This is a genomic window from Rhizobium sp. AQ_MP (assembly GCF_014237835.1).
Taxonomy (GTDB): Bacteria; Pseudomonadota; Alphaproteobacteria; order Rhizobiales; family Rhizobiaceae; genus Allorhizobium.
On sequence record NZ_JACJVI010000006.1, the window covers coordinates 54,950 to 81,336 of the forward strand.

Here is a 26,387-nt window from a genome sequence, read left to right on the forward strand (position 1 = left end):
ATATGAGCATTTTCGACAAGGCCCGGATCGCGATCCTGGAAGACAAGACGCTGTGGAAGGGCTGGAGCCACCTGCGCGGCATCACTTTCGATTTCTTCCGCGAGGGCAGGGCGCCCCACCGCCTCTCCTGGGAGGTCTTCGAACGACGCGAGGCAGTCGGCATCCTGCTGCACAATGTCGAGCGTGACACCGTGACCCTTGTGCGGCAGTTGCGTATTCCGGCTTATCTGATGGGCGATCACGCCTATCTGCTGGAGGTTCCGGCCGGCTTCATCGACGAAGGCGAAACGCCTGAGGAAGCAGTGCTGCGCGAAGCGTTGGAGGAAACCGGCTACCGGATCACAACGGCACGACCGACCTTTACAGCCTATATGTCGCCGGGATCAGTGACCGAAAAGCTGCATGGCTTCTACGCCAGGGTCACCGATGCCGACCGGATCGCACAGGGCGGTGGCCTCGAAGATGAGCAGGAAGATCTCGAGATCGTCGAACTGCCCTTTGCCGAGGCGCGAGAGATGGTCCAGACTGGCGAAATCGTGGATGCCAAGACAATCATGCTCTTGCAATGGGCGGCGTTGGACAGCAAATGAGCGCGTGCCTCAGGCGCTGATCAACCTGGCGCTTGCGTCCGTCCCCGATGAGAGCCGCTCGACGCTGCCGTCCGCGCGCATGGTTACCTGCCCCGATGCCACCAGCTTCAGTGCCGCCGCATAGGTCTGGTGCTCCACCGTCAGCACGCGTGCCGCCAGCGTCTCTGCCGTGTCATCGATCAGTACGGGCACGACCGACTGCGCAATAACAGGGCCTTCATCCATGCCTTCGGTGACGAAATGCACGGTGCAGCCGGCGACCTTCATGCCCGCGTCGATGGCTCGCTGATGCGTGTTGAGGCCCGGGAACAGCGGCAGAAGGGAGGGATGGATGTTGAGGATCCGTCCTTCATGCGGACGGATGAAATCGCCGGATAGCAGGCGCATATAGCCCGCGAGGCAAACAAGGTCAGGACCGATCTCGGCGAGTGCGGCGAGGATGGCAGCCTCGTGCTCACCCTTTGAGGCATAAGACTTGCGTTCGAAAACGTGCGTCGGAATGCCCAGCGCTTCTGCCTTGGCAAGGCCGCCGGCCTCGGGCTTGTCGGAGAAGACGGCTACGATCTCGGCCGGGTAATCGGCTGCTTCGCAGGCTTTTGCCAGCGCCAGCATGTTCGACCCGCCGCCGGAAATGAAGGCGACGACGCGTTTGCGCGATCCGCTCATAGGGCGAGCGTACCCTTGTAGGTCACGCCATGCGCACCCTCTTCGCGGGCGATCATGCGACCCAGACGGGCAACGGTCTCACCTTCGGCTTCCAGCACCTTGGTGACCTCGTCCACCTTGTCGGCGGAGACGACGACGATCATGCCGATGCCGCAGTTGAAGGTGCGCAGCATCTCGTTCTGGGCAACGCCGCCGGTCTTGGCGAGCCAGGAGAAGACGGCTGGAACTTGGAAGGAGGAGAGATCGATCTCGGCAGCCAGATGCTTCGGCAGCACGCGCGGGATATTCTCCGGGAAACCGCCGCCGGTGATATGGGCGAGCGCCTTCAACGCCCCAGTTTCCTTGATCGCCTTCAGAAGCGGCTTCACATAGATGCGGGTCGGGGTCAGAAGCGCTGCACCGAGCGACTGTCCTTCGGCGAAGGGCGCCGGCGCATCCCAGGCAAGGCCCGAGAGTTCGACGATCTTGCGCACCAGCGAAAAGCCGTTGGAATGCACGCCCGAGGAGGATAGGCCGAGGATCACGTCGCCTTCGGCGATGTCGCCTGCCGGCAAAAGCTCGCCCCGCTCGGCAGCACCGACGGCAAAGCCTGCAAGGTCGTAATCGCCTTTGGAATACATGCCCGGCATTTCGGCCGTCTCGCCGCCGATCAGTGCGCAGCCTGCCTCGCGGCAGCCGGCGGCAATGCCCTGGACGATTGCCGCACCCTGGTCAGGGTCGAGCTTGCCGGTGGCGAAATAGTCGAGAAAGAGCAGGGGCTCAGCGCCCTGGACGACGAGATCGTTGACGCACATGGCAACGAGGTCGATGCCGACGGTGTCGTGAATGTCGGCGTCGATCGCGATCTTCAGCTTGGTGCCGACGCCGTCATTGGCGGCCACCAGGATCGGGTCCTTGAAGCCCGCGGCCTTGAGGTCGAAGAGGCCGCCGAAACCGCCGATCTCGCCATCCGCACCGGGACGGCGGGTCGACTTCACGGCCGGCTTGATCTTCTCGACCATCAGGTTGCCCGCGTCGATGTCGACGCCCGCATCGCTATAGGTCAACCCGTTCTTGCCAGCCTGGCTCATGCCTGCCTCCGATCCTGCGAGAATTTCGGCTGGCCATGGCATGAAGAGGCGTCTGATGCAAGCAGCGAGCCGGAGAAGCGCACGATTTCCCGGCCATTCTCGGCTCTGATCCCATCTTCTCGCTGCCGAACCGGCCGCAGTTCTTGACCAAGGCTTCTGCGGTAACCTATCTCCTGTTACGGCGTTGCAGCAGAGAGATTTCGCCTCGCCTGGAGCAGAACGTAAAAACGGAGACGGACATGCCTCGCTACATCAGTGGAATTGGCCTCCGCCGCCAGGTCCTCTTCTGGCTCTTGACGCTGGCTGTCTTCATCGCCTTCCTGATGCTGTTCTCGTCGATCCTGCTGCCCTTCATCGCCGGCATGGCGCTCGCCTATTTTCTCGATCCGGTCGCCGACCGGCTGGAGCGCATCGGCCTCAGTCGCCTGATGGCGACGATTGTCATTCTCGTATCCTTTGTCGTTGTTTTCGTGCTGTCGCTGATGATCATCATTCCGGTGCTCGCCAGCCAGATGAACGACTTCATCCAGCGGGTCCCCGGTTATGTGACCCAGCTGCAGAGTTTCATTGCCACCTCCAACGCCTCATGGCTGCCGGATTGGGTCAATGGCCAGATGGGCACCATCAAGGAGAACTTCTCGCGCTACATCAGCCAAGGCGTGGGCTTCATCGGCACGCTGCTCGAACAGATCTGGAACTCCGGCAAGGCGCTGCTCGATATCGCCTCGCTGCTCGTCGTCACCCCCGTTGTCGCCTTCTATCTGCTGCTCGACTGGGACCACATGATCGAGAAGGTCGACAGCTGGGTGCCGCGTAACCAGGTGGCAACCGTCCGCAAGTTGGCGACGGAACTCGACAGCACGATTGCCGGCTTCGTCCGTGGCCAGGGCTCGCTCTGCCTGATCCTTGGAATCTTCTATGCGATCGCGCTTTCGGTCGCCGGTCTCAACTTCGGCCTGCTCATCGGCTTCTTCACCGGCATGATCAGCTTCATTCCCTATGTCGGCTCGACCGTCGGCCTGCTTCTGTCGCTCGGCGTCGCCCTGGTTCAGTTCTGGCCGGATTTCATCTGGGTCGGCGTCATTGCCGGCATCTTCTTTTTCGGCCAGTTCATCGAGGGCAACATTCTCCAGCCCAAGCTGGTGGGGAAAAGTGTTGGCCTGCATCCGGTATGGCTGATGTTTGCGCTGTTTGCCTTCGGTGCGCTTTTCGGCTTTGTCGGCGTGCTCGTGGCCGTTCCGGCCGCAGCGGCGGTCGGCGTGCTTGTTCGCTTCGCCATCTCGCGTTATCTTGAAAGCGATCTCTATTACGGAACGACGGTCGCGATTGCGCCTCCTTCCCCCGCCGTGGCCGAGATCGCTCCCCCTGTGAACAGAGACGTGCCAGAGGCATGAATGACTGACGCCAAGATGGCTCCCGAAAAGCGCGGAGCCGCAGAACAACTGCCGCTCGCTTTCGAGCATGGCTCGGCGACCGGCCGTGACGACCTGCTGGTTTCCGAGCGCATGGCGGCTGCCGTGTCGATCGTCGACGCCTGGCCGAACTGGCCCTCGCCGGTGGTCATCCTCACGGGACCGGAAGGCTCGGGCAAGTCGCACCTCGCGCAGATCTTCCGCGACACCGCCGGCGCCACCGATATCCTGCCCAAACCGGGCGAGAAAGCTTCCGAGGCCGCCGCTGCCGGCCCGGTGCTGTTCGAGGATGCCGACCGGACGGGTTTCGACGAGGTGGAACTCTTTCATGTCATCAATGCCGTGCGCCAGCACGGCACGACCTTGCTCATCACCTCGCGCAGCTTCCCGCCATCCTGGAATGTCGCTCTGCCGGATCTGAATTCTCGGCTGAAGGCGGCCACCGTCGTGGAGATCGGAGCGCCGGACGAAGAGCTTCTCGGCCAGCTGATCACCAAGCTCTTTGCCGATCGCCAGCTTTACATCGATGACAAGATTGTCGGCTATATCGTCAGTCGCATGGAGCGTTCCTTCTCGGCCGCCCAGGTGGTGGTCGATCGAATGGACAGGCTGGCCCTTGCCCGCCGCGCCAAGATCAGCCGCAGCCTGGCCGCAGAGGTTCTCGAAACTCTTGAGGCGGCCGATATCCGGGAATAGTCGTCGTCACAGATCTGTCGTCAAACTGTTATAATCGGCACCAACGACAAACGAAGGGGCGAATCATGGACAGCGCAGTACACGGCACGGATGGCGAAACCGGTCTGGAGGTCGCGCCCGCCGAGGATCTGCTGACCAGCCCACTGCGCTTCATCAACCGCGAATTCTCCTGGCTCCAGTTCAATCGCCGTGTTCTCGAGGAGACGCTGAACACTGCCCACCCGCTTCTGGAGCGCGTGCGCTTCCTGTCGATCTCGGCAGCGAACCTCGACGAGTTCTTCATGGTGCGCGTGGCCGGCCTCGAAGGTCAGGTCCGCCAGGGCATCGTGATCAAGAGTCCCGATGGCAAGACGCCCGCCGAACAGCTCGATGATATCCTGAAGGAAATCGACAACCTGCAGATGGAGCAGCAGGCCTCGCTCGCCGTCCTGCAGCAATACTTGGCCCAGGAAGAGATCCTGATCGTTCGCCCGGCGGCCCTGTCCGAGGCGGACCGCGGCTGGCTCGAAACCACCTTCGAGGAATCGATCTTCCCGGTCCTGACCCCGCTCTCGATCGACCCGGCCCACCCGTTCCCCTTCATCCCCAACCTCGGCTTCTCCATGGGTCTGCAGCTTTGCTCCAGCCGCACCGGCGAGCCGATGACCGCGCTTCTGCGTCTGCCGCCCACCCTCGACCGTTTCATCCGCCTCCCGGATGAGGGCGCCACGATCCGCTACATCACGCTCGAGGATATGGTCGGCCTGTTCATCAACCGGCTTTACCCGGGATATGAGGTCAAGGGCTTCGGCACCTTCCGTATCATCCGCGACAGCGATATCGAAGTCGAGGAAGAGGCTGAAGATCTGGTGCGCTTCTTCGAGACAGCGCTGAAGCGTCGCCGCCGCGGCTCCGTCATCCGCATCGAGGTGGACAGCGAGATGCCGGTGGCGCTGCGCCAGTTCGTGGTGCATGAACTTGGTGTTGCCGATAATCGCGTTGCGGTTCTCCCGGGGCTGCTAGCGCTGAACACGATTTCCGAAATCACCAAGGCGCCGCGCGACGATCTGCGCTTCGAGCAATACAATGCCCGCTTCCCGGAGCGCGTGCGCGAGCATGCCGGCGACTGCCTCGCGGCGATCCGCGAAAAGGACATGATCGTCCACCACCCCTATGAGAGCTTCGATGTCGTCGTGCAGTTCCTGCTGCAGGCTGCCCGCGATCCCGACGTGCTCGCGATCAAGCAGACGCTCTATCGGACCTCGAACGACAGCCCGATCGTCCGCGCCCTGATCGACGCTGCCGAGGCCGGAAAGTCGGTAACCGCCCTGGTCGAACTCAAGGCCCGTTTTGACGAAGAAGCGAATATCCGCTGGGCCCGCGACCTCGAGCGTGCCGGCGTGCAGGTCGTCTTCGGCTTCATCGAACTCAAGACCCACGCCAAGATGTCCATGGTCGTGCGCCGCGAGGATGGCAAGCTCCGCACCTATTGCCACCTCGGCACCGGCAACTATCATCCGGTCACCGCGAAGATCTACACGGATCTCTCCTTCTTCACCTGCAATCCGAAGATCGCCCATGACATGGCGAATGTCTTCAACTTCATCACGGGCTACGGCGAGCCGGAAGAGGGCATGAAGCTTGCGGTCTCGCCCTACACGCTGCGCCCGCGCATCCTGAAGCATATCCGCGAGGAAATCGAACATGCCAGGGCCGGGCGTCCGGCTGCCATCTGGATGAAGATGAACTCGCTCGTCGATCCCGAGATCATCGACGCACTGTATGAGGCAAGCGGAGCAGCGGTCGAGGTCGACCTCGTCATTCGCGGCATCTGCTGCCTTCGCCCGCGTGTGCCCGGGCTCTCCGACAACATCCGCGTCAAGTCGATCGTCGGACGTTTCCTGGAGCACAGCCGCATCTTCTGCTTCGGCAACGGCCATGGCCTGCCCTCGGAAAAGGCGCTCGTCTATATCGGCTCTGCCGACATGATGCCGCGCAATCTCGACCGCCGGGTCGAAACTTTGGTGCCGCTCATTAACCCCACTGTCCATGAGCAGGTCCTGTCCCAGATCATGCTGGGCAACCTGATTGACAATCAACAGAGCTACGAGATATTGCCCGACGGTACATCACGGCGAATTGAAGTGCGACAGGGTGAGGAACCTTTCAACGCCCAGCACTATTTCATGACCAATCCGAGCCTGTCTGGTCGCGGAGAAGCCTTGAAATCAAGCGCACCGAAACTGATTGCCGGTCTGATTTCCGGCAGGAAACGATAACACTGGTACCTCATGACAAGATCTGAAGCGCAGGGGCGTCTTCCCGGTATCGCCCCTGTCTCCGTTGTCGACATCGGCTCCAACTCGATCCGCCTCGTGATCTACGAGGGATTGTCCCGCGCACCGACGGTTCTCTTCAACGAGAAGGTTCTTTGTGGTCTCGGCAAGGGGGTCGCCACCACCGGCCGGATGGACGAGGATGGTGTCGAACGGGCGCTGGTTGCACTGCGCCGCTTTCGTGCCCTCTCCAACCAGGCCCAGGCTACGCGTATGTATGTGCTGGCGACGGCGGCCGCGCGTGAGGCGTCCAACGGTCCGGATTTCATCCGTCGTGCCGAGGAGATTCTTGGGCACGAAATTCAGGTCCTGACCGGCGAGGAAGAGGCGAAGTATTCCGCGCTTGGCGTGGTGAGCGGCTTCCATGATGCCGATGGCATTGCCGGCGACCTCGGCGGCGGTTCGCTGGAATTGATCGACATCAGTGGCAAGAGCTTCGGTCAGGGCATCACGCTGCCGCTCGGCGGCCTGCGCCTCTCAGAAAGCGTCGATGGATCGCTGCCCAAGGCACGTGGGCTCGCCAAGAAGCTGGTGGCCGATGCATCGCTCCTGAAAAAGGGGCAGGGACGCACTTTCTATGCGGTCGGCGGCACCTGGCGCAACATCGCCAAGCTGCACATGGAAATCCGCAAATATCCGCTGCACATGATGCAGGGCTATGAGCTGCCCTATGACGAGATCGCCTTCTTCCTCGAAGAGATCATCTCCGGCGCCAACAGCCGCGACCCGGCCTGGTCGGTCATTTCGAAGAGCCGCCGCAACCTGATCCCCTTTGGCGCGATCGCCATGCGCGAGGTGATTGAGATCATGCAGCCGAAAAGCGTCTGCTTCTCGGCCCAGGGCGTGCGCGAAGGCTATCTGTATTCGCTGCTTCTCGAAGAGGAACAGGCGCTCGATCCGCTGATCGAGGCGGCTGACGAACTCGCCATCCTGCGTGCCCGCTCGCCCGAACATGCCCGCGAACTCGCCGCCTGGACCGGTCGCATGATGCCGTACTTCGACATCGAGGAGACCGAAGAGGAAAGCCGCTATCGCCAGGCGGCCTGTCTGCTGGCCGATATCAGCTGGCGCGCCCATCCCGATTATCGCGGCCTGCAGGCGCTGAACGTGATTGCCCACTCCTCCTTCGTCGGCATCACCCATCCGGGCCGCGCCTTCATCGCGCTCACAAACTACTATCGCTTCGAAGGCCTGCATGACGACGGCCAGACCGGCCCGCTGGCGGCGATCGCCACCGAGCGCCTGCTCGACCGGGCAAAGCTTGTCGGCGGCATGCTGCGCGTCGTCTACCTCTTCTCGGCCTCCATGCCGGGGGTGGTCCACAATCTGAGCTTCCGTCGCTCCTCCAATCCCGAGCTCGACCTCGAATTCGTCGTGCCCAAGGCCTACGAGGACTTCGCCGGCGAGCGGCTCGATGGCCGCCTGATGCAGCTGTCGAAGCTGACCGGCAAGCGGCTGGCCTTCGTCTACGAATAACCGGGGATTGCCCGCAGCCAGGATATCGATAATTCTCTGATCGGAACCGCGCCTTGGGCGCGGTCCTGACGGCTTACGCCGTGCTGTGGTCCAACTCCGGGGTGTAGCGATATGGTGTTCGGCAGGCTTGGCAGAGGTCGCAATCGTCTGGCGCGCGAGGTGGTCTCCGCGACCGTACGGGCATTGCCGCTACTCTTGGCCACGGCAGCTTGTGTGTCGGCGGAGGATGCCCGCAAGTGGATGGGCGACCAGCAGGAGAACGTTGCCACGCTGATCTATGGTGTGCCGCAGAGCGACGACGCGCCGATTGCCTTCCGATGCGAGCTGCCGGCCCGCGACTTCTTCATCACCATGGCCGTGGACCCGAACTTCGAGCCGAAGGCAGGGACGGTTCCACTGACGCTGACCGCGCCGCCATCGATGGAGCAGCTGACGCTCGAGGCGGACATCCTGTTCATTGAGGACATGGAGGTTACATTCCTGGAAGCCAAGCCAGCTTTCGACGTGCCGATTGCGCGGATGCTGAAGCAGGGCAACGAATTGCGCTTCACGCTAGGCGAAAAGACCTTTGTTTATCCCCTGGCCGGGGCGGCGGACGCCATGGGACCAATTGAGGCGGCCTGCGCCAAGCCCACTTGAAGGCCGGTTTGCTCTGTCTGCCAGAACAACAATGGCGCGGGACCACTGGCCCCGTGCATTGACGTGATGCGACCGGATCGGGCGGCGCCTGCCGCCCGACCCATGCACGAATGACTGCCGCTTACTTCGCCGCGAGGAAATCGCCCACTTCGAGCAGGACGAATTCGTTGTCGTCGGCTTTATCCAGAGCGCGACCCGCCGAGAAGGGCAGGTTGTTGTCGTTGCCGACGATGATGTGGGTCGGATCGACCACATCGACATTCTCGATGGTGACGAAGGGCATGTCATAAAAACCTTCGCCGCCGCCTTGGCGCTTCTTGTTGTCGGGGTCCTCGATCTTCATCAGGTCGATATAGCCGATCTTGCGCACGGCCTTGCCGGCCATCTCGTCCGTCATCTCGATCTTGTAGATGCGCTTGTGCTTGGCGGGAACGGCAAAGCAGTCGGCAGCTGGCGCCTTCGGATCGGCGCAGGCCTTTTCAACGACACCTGCACCGTTGTCGCGCTCGATGACCAGCGCCGTCGTTTCGTCGATCATGTTGAAATCGCCGATCGCCTCGCCGCCTTCGGACAGCGGATAAAGCCAGGTCTTGCCGGTCCAAGCCTTGGAGGCGGCATCGAGTTCGATGATGCGCAGTGCGGTGAGGCCATCGGCCTTTTCGACCGAGCCGTCTTCGAGATAAAGCGGACCTTCGAGCATGCCATAGAGCTTCGTGCCGTCCTTCGACATGGCGAGGCCCTCATAGCCGCCGGAGCGCTTCAGGTTGAAGGCCGGCATCTTGGCGGCCGGATTGGCCGGGACGACGATGGTCGGATTGTCGGGCGACCTAACCTCGATCTCGCCGGCCTTGGTCGCGATGACGTCGGTCAGCACGCCCTCGGTCGAGAACTTCAGGATGTAGGGGCCGAGTTCTTCGCCGACCCAGAAACCGTCCGCGACCGGCTGGATGGATTCGACGTCGAAGTCCGCACCCGTCAGATAGCGCTTGTCCGAACCTTCCATGGCGATCGGGAACGGAGCCTTCTTGTCGGGATCGGAGAGGAAGAGGGTCTTTTCGACCTTTACCGAACCGGCATCCCAGTCGAAGGTAAGGTGATGCAGCATCAGCATGGCGTCGGTGGAGTTCGTCTTCGAGCCGAAGCCGTTGTCCGAGAGGCTCCAGAAGCTGCCGTCGGGCATGGCCTTGATGCCGGAGAAACCCTGCAGCGGCTGGCCGTCGAAGGGCAGCGAAAGGCCGGTCAGGCGAACGCCGTCCTTGCCGGGCACGCTGCCGAGCGCGTCCGCACGCTTGCGGTCGGCGGTCGAGAACTTGCCGGAGGTCTTGAGATAGGCCGGCGCATCGGTGGGTGCGGCGATGATGGTATTGGCTGGCAGGATCGCGTGGTTCACGAGCTTGGTCGAAAAGACCTTCTCTTCGGCCGAGGCCTGGGAAACGAAGAGAACGAAGAGGGCAGCAGACGTCAAAAGAGCTTTGGTCATGGCGTCACCTTGTTGGAAGGGAGGAAACGCCAGAGTGCTATTGAGGCTTCATGTCGCACCGATTGCGATCAGGTGAAATTTCGATGACGTCAGCGGTTACCCACAGGCGCCCCGAGCCATCCAGGCAGAACGCCGCGATCCTCGCCCGTGACGGCCGCCTCGACACAGGCCGCGAGACTGCCGAAACGCATGGCCCGTCCGGTGAGGCCCGGGCCGTAATGGGCATATTTGCCGGAATTGGTCATGATGACCTCAGCATCGACCGGTATGACAGGCTCGGTCACCATGCACCAGCAGGTGTCGTTGACGAGCGTGACGCCGAACGCCGTGAGCACGGCGACATCGCCCGAAGCCTCCGCCTTGGTCATCTCCGCGCGCCCGCAGGTGACCACCAGTGGCACATGCGGAGCCCGTGTCTTGTTCCGACAGAGGGCTGCTAGGGCGGCAAGCTCGGTGGCCGAAAAATGCGGGTTACCGAGCGATACAAGCTGTACTGGGCCAGCCTCTGCACCGTTCAGTTCTTTCCAGGCCCGCAGCAGGTCCTGGTGGGTCAGCGAAATGGTCGGCAAGTCGAGGTCTGCGAATGAATTGGGCTCAAGTGCTTCCGGCGTGACGCCGGCGATGTGGAACATCGGCGCCGCCGAGGTGGTGGCAAATGCTGCACCGAAGGCCTTGAGAGCGTCTGTATCCGGGCGGTGCCCGGACACCCCCTCGACCAGCGGAATGGCCTCGGGCGAAACGGTACCGATCAGATAGCCGAGCAATGGCCAGAGGCTGTCATCCACGCCCTCGAGCGGTGGCACGGTGACCCGCACCTGCGGGGCACGCTCCTCCGGCAGATGACAGCCCGCCTTGGGAGCCCGTCCCGTCAGCGCGATCGCGATGTCGAGATAGTCAGGATATTTCATCGTCCGGGCGCCGAGCACGCTGTTGGCATAGACGACGGCATTCGATTCCGCCCAGACGATCTGCTCGTCGCGCGCGGGCCGGTCGTCGAGCAGATAAGGCGCGCAGGTGAAGGTCGCTTGTGCCCCCATTGCCACATAGGCATCCGCCACAGCCGCTGCCGGACGCCCAAGCGTGTCCGGAACACCCTGCGCCTGCCAGCGCCGGTGATCGACCGAAATCGCATTCAGCGTCGTCGGCACCACGACGCGACCGCCGAGATCGCGCAGCTTCTCTGCAAAGGCGAGACCGCCAGGACCGGTATAGATGCAGCCGTCGATATGGGCGCGAGTGATGTCGATGAGTTCCGTCGCGCCTTCGAGCGCCGCCATCCTGAGCACGATCCGCATGGCAACCGCTGCCGCTTCGCCCCGCTCTCCGGCGAGAATGGCCTGGTCCTGATCCGTCAGCGCGATGTCCGAACCAATCCCTGCAACGGCATCGCTGATCCGGACCCGCCTGGCCATCTTCAATGCCGCAAATGCTTGCTTTCCGACCGCAATCACCGGAATCGACCGCGCGAACACCTCCTCAGCGACGATGACGCCAAGCGTGATGATCGCTTCTGGATGTTCAAGCACGATGGCGGCAGGCCCTTGTCCATTGAGGATCAGTTCGAGGATGACGCCGCTTCCGGTGCAGGAGCCACGGCTTGTCGGCAGGGCGAGCACGCGGCCTGTCAGTCGCTCGCCGCTCAACGGGTGATGCCGGTCGATGATCTCGCCGGTTGCTGCGTCCGCACCGCCCCAGAAGCTGAGCGCCGTATCGGTGAACAGCACCTCTCCCTCCGCAGAGCCTGAAACGAGCACGCGGCCGTTGATATCGACGGTGTCATGGAGGCTGCTCATCATTCCGCCTCCGTCAGTGCCAGGACCGCAAAGCTCGCCAGCCAGTGTTCACCCATATAGTCGCCAGCCACATGCGCGATCCCGGCTTGCAGATGCCCATGCGCGGCCTCGATCATCACGGGCCGGCGCGGGTCCGTGTCGGGCAGGGTGCCCGCCAGAGAGGTCCAGCACCAGGCGCGGCTGAGGCTCAGGCCATCGAGATGGGCGATCTTGCCATCCGAGCGATCGGAAACGGAGGCGGGCGTAAACAGCGTGCGCGGCTGGCTGGCTGCGATGTCAGGCAGGAAACCATCGAACCAGCGGGCGAATTCGGCAGCCGGCAGAAGCCGGCGCATGCATTCCGCTTCGATCAGCGTCGGTGACAGGAAGTCGTCGCCCGAGGGCTCGCCCCAGGCAGGGCAGGCGGTGTCAGCGCCGTACCAGCGTTGCGCCGTAGCCCGCAGTAGATCGAAGAGGCTGTCGTCTCCGGCGGTCTCGGCATAGTCGGCGGCGAGCCTCAGCGCAAAGGCCGTGTTGTAATGCGTGCCTGTTCGCACCGGATAGGTGGCAAGCGGCAGGAAGTCGCGGAAACGCTGGACGATCCGCTCTGTCAGCGGCGACAACGCCTTGGTCCAGGCGGGATCCTCATGACCCTCAAGCTCGGCGGCAAGCTTCAGCAGCCAGCCCCAGCCATAGGGACGCTCGTAACCGCGCGCCATCGGCCGGTCGAAATAGGCGCATTCGCCGGCGATCCTGTCGGGCACCAGCATCGTTGAGAAGAGATCACGGATCGCCTGCGCCTGCGGGATCTTGGGATGAAGGCGCAAGAGCCGCGCCAGCATCCAGTAGCCATGCACGCAGGAATGCCAGTCGTAGCTGCCAAAGAAGACCGGATGCAGTTCGGATGGCGTCTTCGCGTCCTCAGGCCCTTCGAGCCCATGCAGGATGTGATTGGGGTATTCGCGGGTGACATGGCCGAGCGCGATCATCGCAAGGCTAGAGGCGTACTCGGATGTCAGCCGCGAAGTCATCCCTTATTCCCCAGTTCGAGCCGGTCGCCCCAGTCGGCCCGCCTGATGTCCTTGAAGGCCTCGCCGTCGCGCTTGCTGAGCGTCAGCTCGGCAGCCGTGCCATCGGTTCGACAGAGCTTGACCCGCCCGACACCGCCATTGACGCGCGGCGGAGACAGCACCCGGTCGCCGCGGATCGTGACAGGCTGGCGCGAGGCAGCGATGAAGATGTATTTCTCGTCTTCCCACGGCACTTCGGCGCCCTTGGCCATCCGGTGCACGCGCGAGCGCGCCACGCGCCTCGAGAAGTGGCACCAGTCCGGTGCCACGATCGGACAGTCTTCAGAATGCATGCAGGGGGCGACAAGGTGGGCGCCGAGGGATCGAAGTCTGTCGCGAACGGCCAGAATGCGCTGCCAGCCGGCCGGCGTACCCGGCTCGATGACGATGAGCATACCCTTGGTCAGTGTCCAGAGTTTTTCCGTGACAGTTCCGATGGTTGCCGGCGGAAGCTCGTCCAGAACATAGGCAAGCGTCACCAGATCGGCTGGTCCAAGCGCCGGGATCTTGCCAGTCACGTCACCCGCTTGCCAGTGGCTTTTCACGCTACCGGAGGCGGCGAGTTTTTCGCCGACGCTGCGGATCGCGCCACTCGCTTCCACCATCTCGGCGGATGCCAGACTGCTCCACGTATCTGCCGCCGCCCAGAGTGCCGTGCCGGGGCCACAGCCGAGATCGATCAGTGTCTCCGGCTGAAAGTCCGGTGCCGCGTCCTCGACCATGGCCAATGCCGCGCGAACGGCGGCAAAGGTGGCGGGAAGGCGGGTCGCGAGATAGGCTTTGGCGGCCAGCGCATCATCGATATGAAAGCGTCCGTCGCGCACTTCGCGTCGGTAGCGATCCGAGAGAATCGAGCTGGCCTTGGCGAGTTTTTCGAGAGGTTCGCCTGAAAGCATCTGGTCGACAGCAGAGCGGAGAGGTGCGGGAAGCTCCATGATGTCCCTCAGCCGCGCCGTGCCGCCCATTCGGGGCGGAGGATGGACATGAGAAAGAAATCCGAGCGGCTGCCATCGGGCAGCAGCGCCGCCTCGCGCAGCACGCCTTCCTGGATGAAGCCGACCTTGCGATAGACGGTCTGCGCTCTCAAGTTGCCGCTGACCACATCGAGCCAGAGGCGATGGGCATTGGTTTCGAGGAAGGCAAAGTCGACGGCACCGGCAAGCAGCGGTGTGCCGACGCCCTTTTCCGGGCTGGAGACAGCGATGCGCTTGACGCAGGCATTCCCGTCGCGCCGGTTGAGATCCATCAGAATGACAAAGCCGAGCGCCGAACCCTCAGGATTCTCGCCGATCAGATAGGCGAAAGCCGGATTGGCCAAATGCGCCCTGTGTTCGTCGAGGCTGTAGCGGCCGACGAACTGGTCATAGCCCGGCTTGCGCTCGGTCTCCATGACGAACGGGATATCGGCCTCCGTCGCACGGCGCAGAACAAGCGCCGTCACGGATCAGAACTCCACCGCTTCGACGCGCTTGCCGACGAAGCGCAGGCCGACGCCGCCGGAGATGAGCTTTAGCGCGAGGTCGCCGAACAGCTCCTTTCGCCAACCCTGGAGCGCCGCCACTTCCGCCTTCTCGCCTTCGGCTGCGATCTTTTCGAGATCGTCGCTGTTGGCGATGACCTTGGAGGCCACGCCATGCTTTTCCGAGGTGAGACGCAGCAGCACCTTGAGGAGTTCGACGGCCGATTGCGTGCCTTCGGGCGCATGGGTGTGGCGCTGGAGATGCGGCATTTCCGACTTCGGCAGCGCGAGTGCGGCATTCACCTGTTCGAGGATCGCAGCGCCGGAACTCGAGCGCTCCCAGCCCTTCGGGATGGTGCGGAGCCGCCCGAGCGCCTCCACATCCTTCGGCTGCTGCTGGGCGATCTCGTAGATCGCATCGTCTTTCAACACGCGCGAACGCGGCACGTTGCGCGAACGCGCCTCGCGCTCGCGCCAGGCGGCGACATACTGCATGACGGCAAGTTCCGTCGGCTTGCGCAGCCGCATCTTCAGCCGCTGCCAGGCCTGTTCGGGCGGCAGGTCATAGGTTTCGCGGGATTCGAGGATCGCCATTTCCTCGGTCAGCCATTCCGCCCGGCCTTCGGCATCCAGCTGGCCTTTCAGCTTCAGATAGACGTCGCGCAGATGGGTGACATCGGCCAGCGCATAATCGAGCTGCTTTTCCGACAGCGGACGGCGGCTCCAGTCGGTGAAGCGCGAGGTCTTGTCGATATGGACGTTCTTCACCTTCTGCACGAGTTGGTCGTAGGACACGCTGTCGCCGAAGCCGCAGACCATGGCCGCAACCTGCGTGTCGAAGATCGGATGCGGGATCAGATCGCCGAGATGGAAGATGATTTCGATGTCCTGGCGGGCCGCATGGAAGACCTTCACCACGGCCGGATTGGCCATCAGCTCGAAGAACGGCTTGAGGTCCAGGCCCTTGGCCATCGGGTCGATAATGTACTCATGCTCCGGGCTCGCCATCTGGATCAGGCAGAGTTCCGGCCAGAAGGTCGTTTCGCGGAGAAATTCCGTGTCGATCGTGATGAAATCGGATTGAGCGAGGAGGCGGCAGGCCTCTTCGAGCGCAGCAGTGGTATCGATCATTTCGGCTCGGTCATGGAAACTACAGGATCAACCTTAGTTTCCCTTCTGGCCTCCGATGTCAATATGAACGGCCCCGAAACCGGGTCCGCAGCAGTTTTCGAGGCGGAGAAGCGCCTTATTCGTCAGTCTCTCCGGTCTTCAACGCGGCGATGTTCTGGCTGTGGACGGCCTCATAGGGCGCGAAATAGGTGAGTATTCCCGCGGCCAGTTCCGGTGCGATGAAGCTTTCAAGGCCCTCGGTCTCGAGCTCCGGATCGTCGAGCCGGGCAAGCAGCCGCGTGAGATAATCGCGCGTGGCCGTAATCAGCGATGGCGAATAGCCGCCCGAGGCAATCACCGTCTCGTCGCCATGATTGGGCAGGATGTGAGTGAAATCAAGCGTCGCCAGCCGGTCGAGTTCGGCGATGTGGCGCGGCGTATTCTCCGGCTCGGAGATATAGGTGACTGTGTCCTCCAGCGTGTCGCCGGCCAGCAGCACGCCGAGATGCGGCAGCAGCAGAACCGTCCCGTCGGCGCTGTGGATGTCGAACTGTATGAGCCTGACGGTGATATCGCCGACCTCGAGCACCGTCTCGCCCTCGAAGGTCTCCGTCGGCATGACGACCGGATTGATCGGCGGGTCCTTCTCGGCAAGCACCTTGCGCTTCTCGATCAGCGTATTGCGCGTCAGCGTGTTCGAGAGGATCGGACAGTCGATGAAGCCGGCATTGCCTGCCACATGATCGGTATGCCAGTGGCTGAGCACGACCCGGATGCTGGTGACGCCGAGGCTGGAAAGATGGCTGCGGATGGCGCGGGCATGGTCGAAAGATATATGCGTGTCGTAGACGAGCGCTTCCGCGCCAGAGACGATGGCATAACTCGCAACGCCGAGACTATAGGCGCCATCGTCGAGCCAATTGGGCTTGTCCGAATGCAGCCGCTTCCCCTCGATACGCCCGTCGTAATAGGCGAAGATATCAGGGTAGGGCTGGTGGATGCGCAGCGTCTCGGCAAGGTTCATGCTCAGGTCACCCGGAAATAGCCGGTCATGCCGGTCTTCTGGTGTTCTATAATGTGGCAATGAAAGACCCAGTCGCCTGGGTTGTCGGCCACAAGCGCAAGCTGGACCTTTTCATCCGGCAGCACAAGATAGGTGTCCGAGACGAGCGGCTGGACCTCGCGTTTGTTCGAAGAGATCGCCTTGAAATTCATCCCGTGCAGATGGATGGGATGGGCATGCGGCGTGACGTTCTCGACGTTCAGCAAATAGGTTTGGCCCAGTTTCAGCTCCGCGATTGGCGCGGTCGGATCGGGTGTGTCGCCGGGATAGGGCACCTTGTTGATCGCCCAGAAGGAATAGCCGAGCGTCCCGCAGATCGAATCGCGCGCAGCCGTTTCGGCGGTGGCGCTGAGTAGCAGCGGGATCTGGGTGGCGTTGGAGAGATCGGCATCCACGCCGGCGTTTTCCGCAAGCGGGCCGAGATCCCCGAGATGGCGTTTCAGCGATGAGCCGACGGCCCTGAGTCGCGCCACCACCTTCGGCGTCGACGGCCTTACGTCCTCAAGCACCATCTCTACACCTTCGCTGTCGGCAATGCGGACGGCAAGATCGAGCCGTTGGCCGGGCGAGACGACCGCCATGTCGAGTGGCAGACGTTGAGGCACCGGATGTCCGTCGATCGCGATGATCTGTGCCTGTGCCCCTTTGAGGCGCAGATTGTAGATGCGCGTGACATCAGCCGCGAGGATGCGGACACGCACGATGCCGCCGGCCGGGACGTCATAACGCGGCTCGGGTTGCCAGTTGGCGGTGCGCAGCGTGCCGAAGGTCCCGGTTTTGGCCGCATCGCGCGGCTTGAACTGCTCGATGAACTGGCTGTCGCCACCAAGCCGGAAATCCCTCAGATTCAGGACCACCTCGCTATCGAAGGTGGGATCGCGCTCATCTTCCACCACCAGCACACCGGCAAGCCCACGGCCCATCTGGGTCAGCGTGTTGCAATGCGGGTGATACCAGAAGGTGCCGGCATCCGGCGGCGAGAAGGCATAGTCGAAGCGGTCGCCGGTATAGACGTAAGGCTGCGTGACGAAAGGCACGCCGTCCTGGGCGTTCGGCAGGCGGATACCGTGCCAGTGGATCGTCGTCGGCTCGTCCAGCCGGTTGATGAGCCGCGCCTTGAAGGGCTCGCCGCGCTTGGTGCGCAGGATCGGCGGGGAGGGATCGGCAGACGTTTGCCCGGCCAGCGCATAGCGCATCACCCCGCGCGTCGCCTGCTTGCCGTCGAGCATGACATCGCCGGTCAGCGCCTCGATTTCGATCGGGTCTGTCGCCGCGAGCGCCTGGCTCAGACGTGGCATCACGGCAAGACCCGCGCCATAGGCGCCAAGCACGGCGGCGGATTTGAGAAGGGTACGGCGGGAAATGGAAGACACGGTCTGAACTCTTGCTGGTCACCCAGTTCTTAAAGTTGAGCGGTTCATTCAGCAATAGGCTGAGCCGGTCATGCTGTCGCAGGCGTGATGATCGTCACCTCAGCCGCCATCCTTCTCGTTCGGCGGGGTCGCGAGCTTGCTGAAGAAGGTCGAGGTACGCAGCAGGCTGCGGAAACGCATCCGCCGCTTCTCGGTCGGCACGGCATCGCGGGCCCGGATGCGGGCGAGCGTATAGGCGACGAAGAAGGTCAAGACCACGATCGTATAAGCAAACAGCGCATGCGGCCCGAAAGCATCCATCAGGAAGGAGGCAATGAGCGGCCCGACGACCGCGCCGATCGACCAGAAGAACAGCGTTCCCGCCGAGACCAGCGCATGCTGGCCGGGGGCGGCATGGTCATTGGCATGGGCCGAACAGAGGGAATAGAGCGGTAGTGCAAAGGCGCCGAAGACGAAGATGCCGATGAAATTGGCGAGCTCCCCGTCACCCGCCAGAAAGGCGAGGTAGATCGAGGCGATGAGCGCCCCGATCGTCGAGACGAGGATGATGACGCGGCGGTCCAGTTTGTCGGAGTAATGCCCGAGCGGATATTGCAGCACGATGCCGGCAAAGATGCCGATGCTCATGAAGGTGGCGATCGACGTCACCGACAGGCCGATGCCATCGGCATAGATCGGCCCGAGCGAGCGGAAGCTCGAATTGGTGAGCCCGATGACGATGCAGCCGACGGTCGCAAGCGGCGAGACCGACCAGAGCACCTTGAGGTCGAACTTCACATCTTTCGGCGGGGCAGGGCTCGACTTGTCGGCAAAGGAGATCGGCACCAACGACAGCGAAAGCGCCATGGCGATGATGGCAAAGAGATCGATGCCCGACACGCCGAACAGCGGGATCATGTATTGCGCCGCCGTCACCGAGCCGAGATCGACGAAGCGGTAAACGGAGAGCGTGCGCGCTCGGGTGGCATTGGTGACGCGGGCGTTCAGCCAGCTTTCGACGACGGCAAACAATCCCGCAAAGCACACACCCTGCACGAGGCGCATGAGGAACCAGGAGATCGGGTCGATCACCAGCACCATCATGATCGACGCGGCGGATGCGATGGCGGCAAGCGCCGAGAAGGCTCTGATATGCCCGATCGCCCGCATGATCTTGGTGATGTAAACGCAGCCGAAGACGAAGCCGATGAAATAGCCCGCACCGACCATGCCGATCACGGATGTGCTGAAGCCCTCCTCGATGCCGCGCAGCGCGATGAACGTGCCCTGCAAACCGTTGCCGCCGATCAGGATGCCGGCGGTGATCAGAAGCGGGATGAGGGGGCGGATATCATGCATGAGGGGGCCTGCGGGCCACGGCGAAGCATTATGGTGTCGAGTCGGTGCCGGGCAGGTCCGAAGTCCTAAACCTCTTTCACGGATGGCGACAGACCAAAATCGCAGCCCGTCGCCTTCCGCCCGGATTTGACCGTCAGAGGAAGGGCCGCCCCTGGACAGCCTGGACGAAAGTGCCGATGACCACGGCAATCGAAAGGATGGCGCCGAGCGCAATCCCGGGTCTGGCAAAGCGGGGTGCAATCCGATCCAGGGCCAGTCCCAGGATCGTCAGGGCCTGCATGATATGGGTGGCGAAGAAATGCGGCACACGCAGATCCCCGCCGGTCCGCGACCAGCCGACGAGCGGCAGGCCGCCCAGATCCGTCCTGACACCGCCGACCCAATGACCGGGGCCGTCGATCTCGCCGCTGCCGAGCGCAAAGGCGGTTAAGAGGGTCGCGATACTACCAAGCACCAGGCCCCAGCCACCGCCGAGCCTCAAGCCGTTGGGCGCTTCGGGTCTGGGACGCAGCAGGATATAGACCCCGATCACCAGGCTCGACAGCACGAGCAAAGCGGCGCCTGCGCCCATCACGCTATAGGCCATCGCCTCGAACGGCGTGCTATCGTTGAAATGCGAGGCCCGGCCCCGGGCTGCCTGCAGCGTGATGTAGAGAATTTCACCGCTCGCCGTGATCACGGCAACCATACTTGCGAGCCAGACGCCGCGCCCGGCCCGTGTCCTCTGCTCGATGAGCGGCAGCAGCCAAAGCAGCGTTCCCAGCATCAGGATGAGCGACGCCTGAAATTTCAGCGGCTTGCTCCAGACGCTGATGTCGTTGAGCACGCGCTCGTCTATGAAAAGCGCGATCAGGCTGGGAAGGGCCAGCGCCATCTGCAGCCCGATGCCGAGGATCAGCAGGCGGCGTGTCCTGTCTTCCAAAGCCTGGACGTCCTGCGAAGAGGCGGGCGAAATGCCGTCATTGAAGAGCATGTCTTCGGTCAGACCTTTCGGAAAGTCAGCGCCGCCTCTGTGGCGCGGGTGAGATAAAAGAGCAGAAGACCGAGCGGCCCGAACATGAAGGTCGCAACGAGGATCGGCGCCTGCAGCACGCGGTTCCAGCCGCGCTTGTCGGCCTCGACGGCAATAAAGGTGCCGATGAAGAGATCGAAGGCGAGGTAATGCACCCAGCCCGCCACCAGCACCGGATCGCTCATGAAGAGTGCGCGCACCTCGGCAATCGAGCCGAAACCGCCGCCCTCGATGCGGAAGAAATAGACGAAGACCAGAACGGCATAGGTTAGCGACAGCGCCCCGATTAGACCCAGGCGGATGAAGGCGATCAGCGCGCCCCAACGTGGGGCGAGAATGAGCAGCAGCCAGCCGGCCATGGCGGTGCTGCTGGCGAGGGAAAACACTGTTGCGGCGGACATGCTGACCTCATCTTGACGGTGACAAGATAAGCATGCGGCTAAACTTGGCAATGTCAAGATTGATTTTGACGGCGGGTTGCGGAGGGACTATGAAGGGGCATGGCAAGACAGAAATCCTATCACCACGGCGACCTGCGCCAGGCGCTGATCGACAATGGCCTTGATATGCTGGAGGAGCATGGCCTCGAAGGCCTGACGCTGCGCAAACTCGCCGCTCGCGTCGGCGTCTCCCATGCCGCCCCCGAACATCACTTCCCGACGCTCAGGCATCTGCTGACCGCCTTTGCCACGGAGGGGTTCCGACTGTTTGCCGCCTCGATGCGCTCTGCCATGGCGCAAGCGCCGGATGATCCGGCAGAACAGCTGCGCGCCGCCTCGCGTGGTTACCTCGCCTTTGCGACCACGCGTCCGCATCTCTTCCGCCTGATGTTCACCGCCAACCGCCTCGACTGGGAAGATCCGGCCCTCGGCCCCCCGGCAAACGCGGCCCACGCCGTGCTTGAGGAAATCTCGTTGCCGGTGGCGCGCCGCCTGAAGCGGGACACGCCGGAGGGCAGGGCCGCCGTCGAACAGCTCGTCTGGTCGCAGATCCACGGTCACGCCCATCTGATGATCGACGGAAAGTTGCAGGCAGAGGGCGGAGCGGGCTGCGAGCCGTTTGCGGCGCCGCTGGATCTGGCGAGTGTGCTTTTGCCGGGGTGAGGGGGGGACTGGCTTGCGTCTTTACTTCGCCAAGTCAGTCCGTCATCGGACCTTCGAAAAGGTTCCACTGTCTCGCACCTTTCAACCGGCTATTGACAGTGCACGAATATGTCTGGTTCGACTGTGAGAAAATGACTCCTTCAATGTTCACTTTTTGTTCGATGTGTGCTATGGGTGATGGATGACAGACGAAACTGACCTCGACGCAACCGCGCCAAAGCGCCGCCGGGCCGCCAAGCAGGATGCTGTCACCGCCGTGAGGGCTAAGAGCCTCCAAAGTCACGGCAAGAATTCGAAGGTCTATGTGCCAGTCATTCTGAAGCTGTTTCGGGATCGTTGGCGGCCAGGAGCTGCAACTGTGGTGTTCTCGCTCGATGATGTTCGCACGGCTGTAGAGGCCGTCCGCGCGGTGTCCGACAATCCCGATGCGATCTCTGCACGAAATGCAGCCGATGTGGTTTACCGTATGCGTTCGCGCACAGTGCTGCCGGATGAAATTCTGTCCAAAGGTTTTCACGTCTTGCGCGCTATCGGGCGTGGACTGTATCAGTTTGAAAAAGCATCGAGTGGCATCATGGAAGTGCCGGTCTGCGAACTCACGCCTGCGATCGATCAGACGCCGATGCCTGTCAGAAGGCTGTTACCCGAAACGATGGCAGAAATGGACGAACAGGCATTGCTGTCGGTTGTCGGGTATTGTCAGCTTCTCGATCACTTCACCGGCATGAAAATTTATCGGTTGCGTTCCCATGTACGGAAAAGCGTACCAGGTATTGGGCAAGCTGAACTTGATGCAATTGACGTTGGCATCTCAACGGCCGACGACGACGTGCCAGTGGTATTTCCGATCGAGGCCAAGGCCGTGTCAGACGAACTCAACCGAGTGCAAATATATAACATGATTCAATATACAGCTCACTATTTTCCGGGCCTTAAAGTTCGGCCGCTCGCTCTGAAGGTCGATTATCAGTCAGCCGTTCATATCATGGAGTTCAACGTTGCGTCGCGACCGGGCGATCTTCGCATCGTCCGGTCCGCAAGCTACGCCATCAACACGTCGGAGGCTCAAATAGCGATGATCCGCGCGACTAATGTGCCGAAACAATGACAAAACCGATCGGTATTGAGTTGTTCGCCGGCTGTGGCGGGCTTTCCACCGGATTCTTGGATGCGGGCCTTAATGTCGCCGCAGGGTTCGAACTCGATGCTCGGGCCGTGGACGCGTATAACTATAATCACGGCTATCGCGGCAGTGCGGGCTTTCTCGTAGACCTCAACGTCGCAGCCGGATGCGAACTGCTTCGGCTAGCAAACTTGAAAAAGATCGATTTTATCGCCGGCGGACCGCCTTGCCAGCCTTTCTCGATTGCCGGCAAAAGACAAGGCAAGCAAGACATTCGAGCCAATCTAATTGGCCGTTTCATAAGACTTGTGGATGAGCTTCGGCCATCAGCCTTCATGCTGGAAAACGTGCCCAATCTTGCGGCAATCTCGGGCGGGGAATATCTCGATGAGATCAAGGCCGAGCTGCGAACGCTCGATTATGCCGTAGATCACCGCATAGTATCGGCAGCAGATTTTGGAGTGCCGCAAAATCGCAGGCGCCTCGTCGTGCTGGGCATGTTGGGCAGCGAATCGGTCCGCTTCCCGGTCGCTACTCATGGCTCAGTCGAGCGTCCCTACGTGTCGGCCTCAGACGCAATTGGAGATTTGCCCGACGCCGGTGAGTTCGGCGAAACTGGTATCTACAACCACGAGCCTACCTTGCATTCGGCCGATATGGTCGCGCGTTTGAGCACTTTGGAGCCGGGCAAGCGCGAGCGCGGATCATTCCACGATCGTTTGCATCCCGAACGCCCATCGTACACGCTTCGTGCAGGGTCGGGAAATTTCAGCCCACTGAGACCGGTTCATTATAAGTATCATAGAGTTGTCACGGTACGCGAGAGCGCCAGACTGCAAGGCTTCTCGGACGATTTTCGCTGGCCAGACCGAATTCCCCGCCTGCAGCAATACCGTCAGGTAGGAAATGCCGTGCCACCCCCAATGGCCAAAGCATTTGCGGAGTGCCTCGCCGACCAACTGGGCTGGCAACTTGAGCCGGCAAGGTTCGCTGGAGACCCCGCTGCACGTGCACCGGCAAACGTGCTCAGTGATGCCGAAAGGAAAGCGCTGCGTGCCGTTAGAATGCGAGGAGCCTCGCTCGGCAAGGTAGCTCTTTCGAGCAACTGAAGGCGTCTCTTGCCCGGATATCAGGCCCAGCGCTCCTGTTTGGCCAAGCTTCTTGCCGCACCTTAGACGCAGCGCACGCCCCGCCCCAACACCACGCAGCCTTGACAAATCAGCCACACCATGCGCTTTTCCGCCCGATTTTCTATCGGTCGCGCGCCTCGTCTGTTGGTGCCTTTTCGACCGTCACATTCGGGATACCTGATCATGCATCGTTACCGCAGCCACACCTGTGCCGCTCTTCGCAAGTCCGACGTCGGATCGACCGTTCGCCTGTCGGGCTGGGTCCATCGCGTTCGCGACCATGGCGGCGTGCTCTTCATCGATCTGCGCGATCACTATGGCATCACCCAGGTCGTCGCCGATCCGGATAGCCCCGCCTTCAAGACGGCCGAAACCGTGCGCGGCGAATGGGTCATCCGCATCGACGGCCTGGTCAAGGCCCGCACGGATGACACCGTCAACAAGAACATGCCGACCGGCGAGATCGAGCTTTACGCTCAGGAAATCGAGGTTCTCTCGGCCGCCAAGGAACTGCCGCTGCCGGTCTTCGGCGAGCCGGACTATCCGGAAGACGTGCGCCTGAAGTATCGCTTCCTCGACCTGCGCCGCGACACGCTGCACAAGAACATCGTCAAGCGCACGCAGATCATTTCCGCCATGCGCACCGGCATGGCCGAAGCCGGCTTTGCCGAATACACGACGCCGATCCTGACGGCCTCTTCGCCGGAAGGCGCGCGCGACTTCCTGGTGCCGAGCCGCATCCATGAAGGCAAGTTCTTCGCGCTGCCCCAGGCGCCGCAGCAGTACAAGCAGCTCTTGATGGTCGCCGGTTTCGACCGTTACTTCCAGATCGCGCCGTGCTTCCGCGACGAAGACCCGCGTGCCGACCGTCTGCCGGGCGAATTCTACCAGCTCGACGTCGAAATGAGCTTCGTCACCCAGGAAGATGTCTGGGGCACGATGGAGCCGATGATGACGAAGGTCTTCGAGCAGTTCGCCGAAGGCAAGCCGGTCACCAAGCAGTGGCCGCGCATCCCCTATGACGAGGCGATCCGCAAGTATGGCTCCGACAAGCCGGACCTGCGCAACCCGATCGTCATGCAGGCCGTTACCGACCACTTCCGCGATTCCGGCTTCAAGATCTTCGCCAACATGATCGCCTCCAACCCGAAGGTCGAAGTCTGGGCAATCCCGGCCAAGACCGGCGGCTCCCGCGCCTTCTGCGACCGCATGAACGCCTGGGCGCAGAGCGCCGGCCAGCCGGGCCTCGGCTATATCTTCTGGAAGGAAGAAGACGGCAAGCTCGGCGGCTCCGGCCCGCTCGCCAAGAACATTGGCGAAGAGCGCACCGAAGCGATCCGCACCCAGCTCGGCCTCGAAGCAGGCGACGCCTGCTTCTTCGTCGCCGGCGACCCGGCCAAGTTCTACAAGTTTGCCGGCGAAGCCCGCACCCGCGCCGGCGAGGAACTGAACCTCGTCGATCGCGACCGTTTCGAAATGTGCTGGATTGTCGACTTCCCGTTCTACGAATACAACGAGGACGAAAAGAAGATCGACTTCGCCCACAACCCCTTCTCGATGCCGCAGGGTGGTCTGGAAGCGCTGGAAAGCCAGGATCCCCTGTCGCTGAAGGCCTATCAGTATGACGCCGTCTGCAACGGCTTCGAAATCGCCTCGGGCTCGATCCGTAACCAGTCGCCGGAACTGATGGTCAAGGCGTTCGAGCTGGTCGGCCTGTCGAAGGACGACGTCGAGGAGCGCTTCGGCGGCATGTATCGTGCCTTCCAGTACGGCGCCCCTCCGCATGGCGGCTGCGCCTTCGGCATCGACCGCGTGGTTATGCTGCTGGTCGGTGCGAAGAACCTGCGCGAAATCTCGCTCTTCCCGATGAACCAGCAGGCGCAGGACTTGCTGATGAACGCCCCGTCGCCGGCCACCCCGACGCAGCTGCGCGAACTCGCGCTCCGCGTCGTGCCGCAGCCGAAGAAGGACTGAACGGCTCTGCATATCTGGAGTTCGCAAAGGCCGGGAGCGATCCCGGCCTTTTGTTCGTAAACGCTCCGGTTGTGTCTCGCTCACGATTTCGGGCAGGCGAAGTGAGACCCCGCGGTCCACTCAAGCGGCGGCAGGGGTACGAGCCGATCGGCGGCCGACCGCGACAACATCACCCGCAGAACGGAGTTCAGTCAGTCTCAAGGCTCTGCAGGGGGCAGGCGAAGGGGTCGAAAGCGCCCGCGCGGCCGCTGTTCCAATGGGGAGGGCTCGCGGGTCGGACATGGTCGCCATCGACGCGCCACGTCTGCGAAAACCGGCTGAAACCGAGATATCCGAGGTGAGTCTCGCTCTCGATCGGTCGAGTCGACGTATGATTCGGATTCGGCATTGAAAAGCCGGAAAAAGGGGTCGAAATCGCCTTTTTCGACATTTGACTAAAACTTTCTAAATCACCGGTCTGCAAGCATTTTCTGGCCGAAGTTAACGCCATTTTCAATAATGGTCGCTCACGGCATA

The 26,387-nt window shown here is 62.1% G+C and carries 23 protein-coding genes; 10 read left to right on the forward strand and 13 right to left on the reverse strand.

All coding sequences use genetic code 11. The features are described 5' to 3' along the window. Positions 1 to 2 precede the first annotated feature (2 nt). Entirely contained in the window at positions 3 to 590 is a 588-nt protein-coding gene (locus H6M51_RS11530) for an NUDIX domain-containing protein (RefSeq protein ID WP_185809999.1), read from the forward strand. A gap of 9 nt (positions 591 to 599) precedes the next feature. On the opposite strand, the gene purN is transcribed toward H6M51_RS11530, so the two are convergent. Both purN and purM read right to left on the reverse strand, forming a co-directional pair. Further along, complete coding sequence (gene purN / locus H6M51_RS11535; RefSeq protein WP_185810000.1) at positions 600 to 1,256, reverse strand: phosphoribosylglycinamide formyltransferase; 657 nt, start codon at positions 1,254 to 1,256, stop codon at positions 600 to 602. Next, entirely contained in the window at positions 1,253 to 2,326 is a 1,074-nt protein-coding gene (gene purM, locus H6M51_RS11540; protein ID WP_185810001.1) for a phosphoribosylformylglycinamidine cyclo-ligase, read from the reverse strand. Before purM ends, purN begins: the two co-directional genes overlap by 4 nt. A gap of 239 nt (positions 2,327 to 2,565) precedes the next feature. Here purM and H6M51_RS11545 point away from each other — a divergent pair, with 239 nt between their 5' ends. The 5 genes from H6M51_RS11545 (at position 2,566) to H6M51_RS11565 (ending at position 8,864) form a co-directional block, all read left to right on the forward strand. Then, entirely contained in the window at positions 2,566 to 3,720 is a 1,155-nt protein-coding gene (locus tag H6M51_RS11545) for an AI-2E family transporter (protein ID WP_185810002.1), read from the forward strand. Continuing rightward, positions 3,721 to 4,434, forward strand: a complete 714-nt coding sequence (gene hdaA, locus H6M51_RS11550) for a DnaA regulatory inactivator HdaA (protein WP_185810003.1) — start codon at positions 3,721 to 3,723, stop codon at positions 4,432 to 4,434. It begins immediately after the preceding gene. 65 nt (positions 4,435 to 4,499) lie between these two features. Further along, positions 4,500 to 6,692 carry an RNA degradosome polyphosphate kinase gene (locus H6M51_RS11555; protein WP_185810004.1) on the forward strand — a complete coding sequence of 731 codons (2,193 nt, stop codon included), beginning with the start codon at positions 4,500 to 4,502 and terminating at the stop codon, positions 6,690 to 6,692. 12 nt (positions 6,693 to 6,704) lie between these two features. Further along, positions 6,705 to 8,225, forward strand: coding sequence for an exopolyphosphatase (gene ppx, locus H6M51_RS11560; protein WP_185810005.1), 1,521 nt, complete (start codon positions 6,705 to 6,707; stop codon positions 8,223 to 8,225). 240 nt (positions 8,226 to 8,465) lie between these two features. After that, complete coding sequence (locus tag H6M51_RS11565; protein ID WP_185810006.1) at positions 8,466 to 8,864, forward strand: hypothetical protein; 399 nt, start codon at positions 8,466 to 8,468, stop codon at positions 8,862 to 8,864. Between the two features lie 121 nt (positions 8,865 to 8,985). Here the strand turns inward: H6M51_RS11565 and H6M51_RS11570 are convergent, their stop codons facing one another. From H6M51_RS11570 to H6M51_RS11620, 11 genes are all read right to left on the reverse strand, one after another. Beyond that, positions 8,986 to 10,344, reverse strand: a complete 1,359-nt coding sequence (locus tag H6M51_RS11570) for an esterase-like activity of phytase family protein (RefSeq protein WP_185810007.1) — start codon at positions 10,342 to 10,344, stop codon at positions 8,986 to 8,988. An 89-nt stretch (positions 10,345 to 10,433) separates the two neighbouring features. Further along, positions 10,434 to 12,137, reverse strand: a complete 1,704-nt coding sequence (locus tag H6M51_RS11575) for an aconitase X (protein ID WP_185810095.1) — start codon at positions 12,135 to 12,137, stop codon at positions 10,434 to 10,436. Continuing rightward, entirely contained in the window at positions 12,137 to 13,147 is a 1,011-nt protein-coding gene (locus tag H6M51_RS11580; RefSeq protein ID WP_185810008.1) for a DUF2891 domain-containing protein, read from the reverse strand. Before H6M51_RS11580 ends, H6M51_RS11575 begins: the two co-directional genes overlap by 1 nt. Beyond that, positions 13,144 to 14,121 (reverse strand): small ribosomal subunit Rsm22 family protein, encoded by a 978-nt coding sequence (locus tag H6M51_RS11585; protein ID WP_185810009.1) that lies wholly within the window; start codon positions 14,119 to 14,121, stop codon positions 13,144 to 13,146. The genes H6M51_RS11580 and H6M51_RS11585 overlap by 4 nt, the downstream gene beginning before the upstream one ends. An 8-nt stretch (positions 14,122 to 14,129) precedes the next feature. Continuing rightward, complete coding sequence (locus tag H6M51_RS11590; RefSeq protein WP_185810010.1) at positions 14,130 to 14,627, reverse strand: GNAT family N-acetyltransferase; 498 nt, start codon at positions 14,625 to 14,627, stop codon at positions 14,130 to 14,132. A gap of 3 nt (positions 14,628 to 14,630) precedes the next feature. Next, positions 14,631 to 15,776, reverse strand: a complete 1,146-nt coding sequence (rnd, locus tag H6M51_RS11595; protein WP_185810011.1) for a ribonuclease D — start codon at positions 15,774 to 15,776, stop codon at positions 14,631 to 14,633. A gap of 115 nt (positions 15,777 to 15,891) precedes the next feature. After that, positions 15,892 to 16,779, reverse strand: coding sequence for an MBL fold metallo-hydrolase (locus tag H6M51_RS11600; RefSeq protein WP_185810012.1), 888 nt, complete (start codon positions 16,777 to 16,779; stop codon positions 15,892 to 15,894). Positions 16,780 to 16,781: 2 nt separating this feature from the next. Then, positions 16,782 to 18,191: a multicopper oxidase family protein gene (locus tag H6M51_RS11605; protein WP_185810013.1), complete on the reverse strand. Its 1,410-nt coding sequence runs from the start codon at positions 18,189 to 18,191 to the stop codon at positions 16,782 to 16,784. Positions 18,192 to 18,290: 99 nt separating this feature from the next. Beyond that, positions 18,291 to 19,529, reverse strand: coding sequence for an MFS transporter (locus H6M51_RS11610; RefSeq protein WP_185810014.1), 1,239 nt, complete (start codon positions 19,527 to 19,529; stop codon positions 18,291 to 18,293). 133 nt (positions 19,530 to 19,662) lie between these two features. Next, positions 19,663 to 20,502: a hypothetical protein gene (locus H6M51_RS11615; protein ID WP_185810015.1), complete on the reverse strand. Its 840-nt coding sequence runs from the start codon at positions 20,500 to 20,502 to the stop codon at positions 19,663 to 19,665. Positions 20,503 to 20,510: 8 nt separating this feature from the next. After that, a complete protein-coding gene (locus H6M51_RS11620) occupies positions 20,511 to 20,942 on the reverse strand; it encodes an ABA4-like family protein (RefSeq protein WP_185810016.1) in 432 nt (143 codons plus the stop codon). Positions 20,943 to 21,041: 99 nt separating this feature from the next. On the opposite strand from H6M51_RS11620, the gene H6M51_RS11625 reads away from it, so the two are divergent. The 4 genes from H6M51_RS11625 to aspS all read left to right on the forward strand — a co-directional run bounded on the left by H6M51_RS11625 (position 21,042) and on the right by aspS (position 25,871). Next, the gene (locus tag H6M51_RS11625) at positions 21,042 to 21,644 is read left to right on the forward strand and encodes a TetR/AcrR family transcriptional regulator (protein ID WP_185810017.1); all 603 of its coding nucleotides are present in this window, start codon (positions 21,042 to 21,044) and stop codon (positions 21,642 to 21,644) included. A 181-nt stretch (positions 21,645 to 21,825) separates the two neighbouring features. After that, positions 21,826 to 22,752, forward strand: coding sequence for a hypothetical protein (locus H6M51_RS11630; RefSeq protein ID WP_185810018.1), 927 nt, complete (start codon positions 21,826 to 21,828; stop codon positions 22,750 to 22,752). After that, on the forward strand, positions 22,749 to 23,876 hold the full coding sequence (locus tag H6M51_RS11635; RefSeq protein ID WP_185810019.1) for a DNA cytosine methyltransferase: 1,128 nt from the start codon (positions 22,749 to 22,751) through the stop codon (positions 23,874 to 23,876). The genes H6M51_RS11630 and H6M51_RS11635 overlap by 4 nt, the downstream gene beginning before the upstream one ends. A gap of 204 nt (positions 23,877 to 24,080) precedes the next feature. Next, a complete protein-coding gene (gene aspS / locus H6M51_RS11640; RefSeq protein ID WP_185810020.1) occupies positions 24,081 to 25,871 on the forward strand; it encodes an aspartate--tRNA ligase in 1,791 nt (596 codons plus the stop codon). The last annotated feature ends 516 nt before the right edge of the window (positions 25,872 to 26,387 follow it).

What these genes read in the sequence shown, in the direction of transcription:
- H6M51_RS11530 (WP_185809999.1), top strand. Translation starts at nt 3, where the DNA reads ATGAGCATTTTCGACAAGGCCCGGATCGCGATCCTGGAAGACAAGACG.
- purN (WP_185810000.1), bottom strand. Translation starts at nt 1,256, where the DNA reads ATGAGCGGATCGCGCAAACGCGTCGTCGCCTTCATTTCCGGCGGCGGG.
- purM (WP_185810001.1), bottom strand. Translation starts at nt 2,326, where the DNA reads ATGAGCCAGGCTGGCAAGAACGGGTTGACCTATAGCGATGCGGGCGTC.
- H6M51_RS11545 (WP_185810002.1), top strand. Translation starts at nt 2,566, where the DNA reads ATGCCTCGCTACATCAGTGGAATTGGCCTCCGCCGCCAGGTCCTCTTC.
- hdaA (WP_185810003.1), top strand. Translation starts at nt 3,721, where the DNA reads ATGACTGACGCCAAGATGGCTCCCGAAAAGCGCGGAGCCGCAGAACAA.
- H6M51_RS11555 (WP_185810004.1), top strand. Translation starts at nt 4,500, where the DNA reads ATGGACAGCGCAGTACACGGCACGGATGGCGAAACCGGTCTGGAGGTC.
- ppx (WP_185810005.1), top strand. Translation starts at nt 6,705, where the DNA reads ATGACAAGATCTGAAGCGCAGGGGCGTCTTCCCGGTATCGCCCCTGTC.
- H6M51_RS11565 (WP_185810006.1), top strand. Translation starts at nt 8,466, where the DNA reads ATGGGCGACCAGCAGGAGAACGTTGCCACGCTGATCTATGGTGTGCCG.
- H6M51_RS11570 (WP_185810007.1), bottom strand. Translation starts at nt 10,344, where the DNA reads ATGACCAAAGCTCTTTTGACGTCTGCTGCCCTCTTCGTTCTCTTCGTT.
- H6M51_RS11575 (WP_185810095.1), bottom strand. Translation starts at nt 12,137, where the DNA reads ATGAGCAGCCTCCATGACACCGTCGATATCAACGGCCGCGTGCTCGTT.
- H6M51_RS11580 (WP_185810008.1), bottom strand. Translation starts at nt 13,147, where the DNA reads ATGACTTCGCGGCTGACATCCGAGTACGCCTCTAGCCTTGCGATGATC.
- H6M51_RS11585 (WP_185810009.1), bottom strand. Translation starts at nt 14,121, where the DNA reads ATGGAGCTTCCCGCACCTCTCCGCTCTGCTGTCGACCAGATGCTTTCA.
- rnd (WP_185810011.1), bottom strand. Translation starts at nt 15,776, where the DNA reads ATGATCGATACCACTGCTGCGCTCGAAGAGGCCTGCCGCCTCCTCGCT.
- H6M51_RS11600 (WP_185810012.1), bottom strand. Translation starts at nt 16,779, where the DNA reads ATGAACCTTGCCGAGACGCTGCGCATCCACCAGCCCTACCCTGATATC.
- H6M51_RS11610 (WP_185810014.1), bottom strand. Translation starts at nt 19,529, where the DNA reads ATGCATGATATCCGCCCCCTCATCCCGCTTCTGATCACCGCCGGCATC.
- H6M51_RS11615 (WP_185810015.1), bottom strand. Translation starts at nt 20,502, where the DNA reads ATGCTCTTCAATGACGGCATTTCGCCCGCCTCTTCGCAGGACGTCCAG.
- H6M51_RS11620 (WP_185810016.1), bottom strand. Translation starts at nt 20,942, where the DNA reads ATGTCCGCCGCAACAGTGTTTTCCCTCGCCAGCAGCACCGCCATGGCC.
- H6M51_RS11625 (WP_185810017.1), top strand. Translation starts at nt 21,042, where the DNA reads ATGGCAAGACAGAAATCCTATCACCACGGCGACCTGCGCCAGGCGCTG.
- H6M51_RS11630 (WP_185810018.1), top strand. Translation starts at nt 21,826, where the DNA reads ATGACAGACGAAACTGACCTCGACGCAACCGCGCCAAAGCGCCGCCGG.
- H6M51_RS11635 (WP_185810019.1), top strand. Translation starts at nt 22,749, where the DNA reads ATGACAAAACCGATCGGTATTGAGTTGTTCGCCGGCTGTGGCGGGCTT.
- aspS (WP_185810020.1), top strand. Translation starts at nt 24,081, where the DNA reads ATGCATCGTTACCGCAGCCACACCTGTGCCGCTCTTCGCAAGTCCGAC.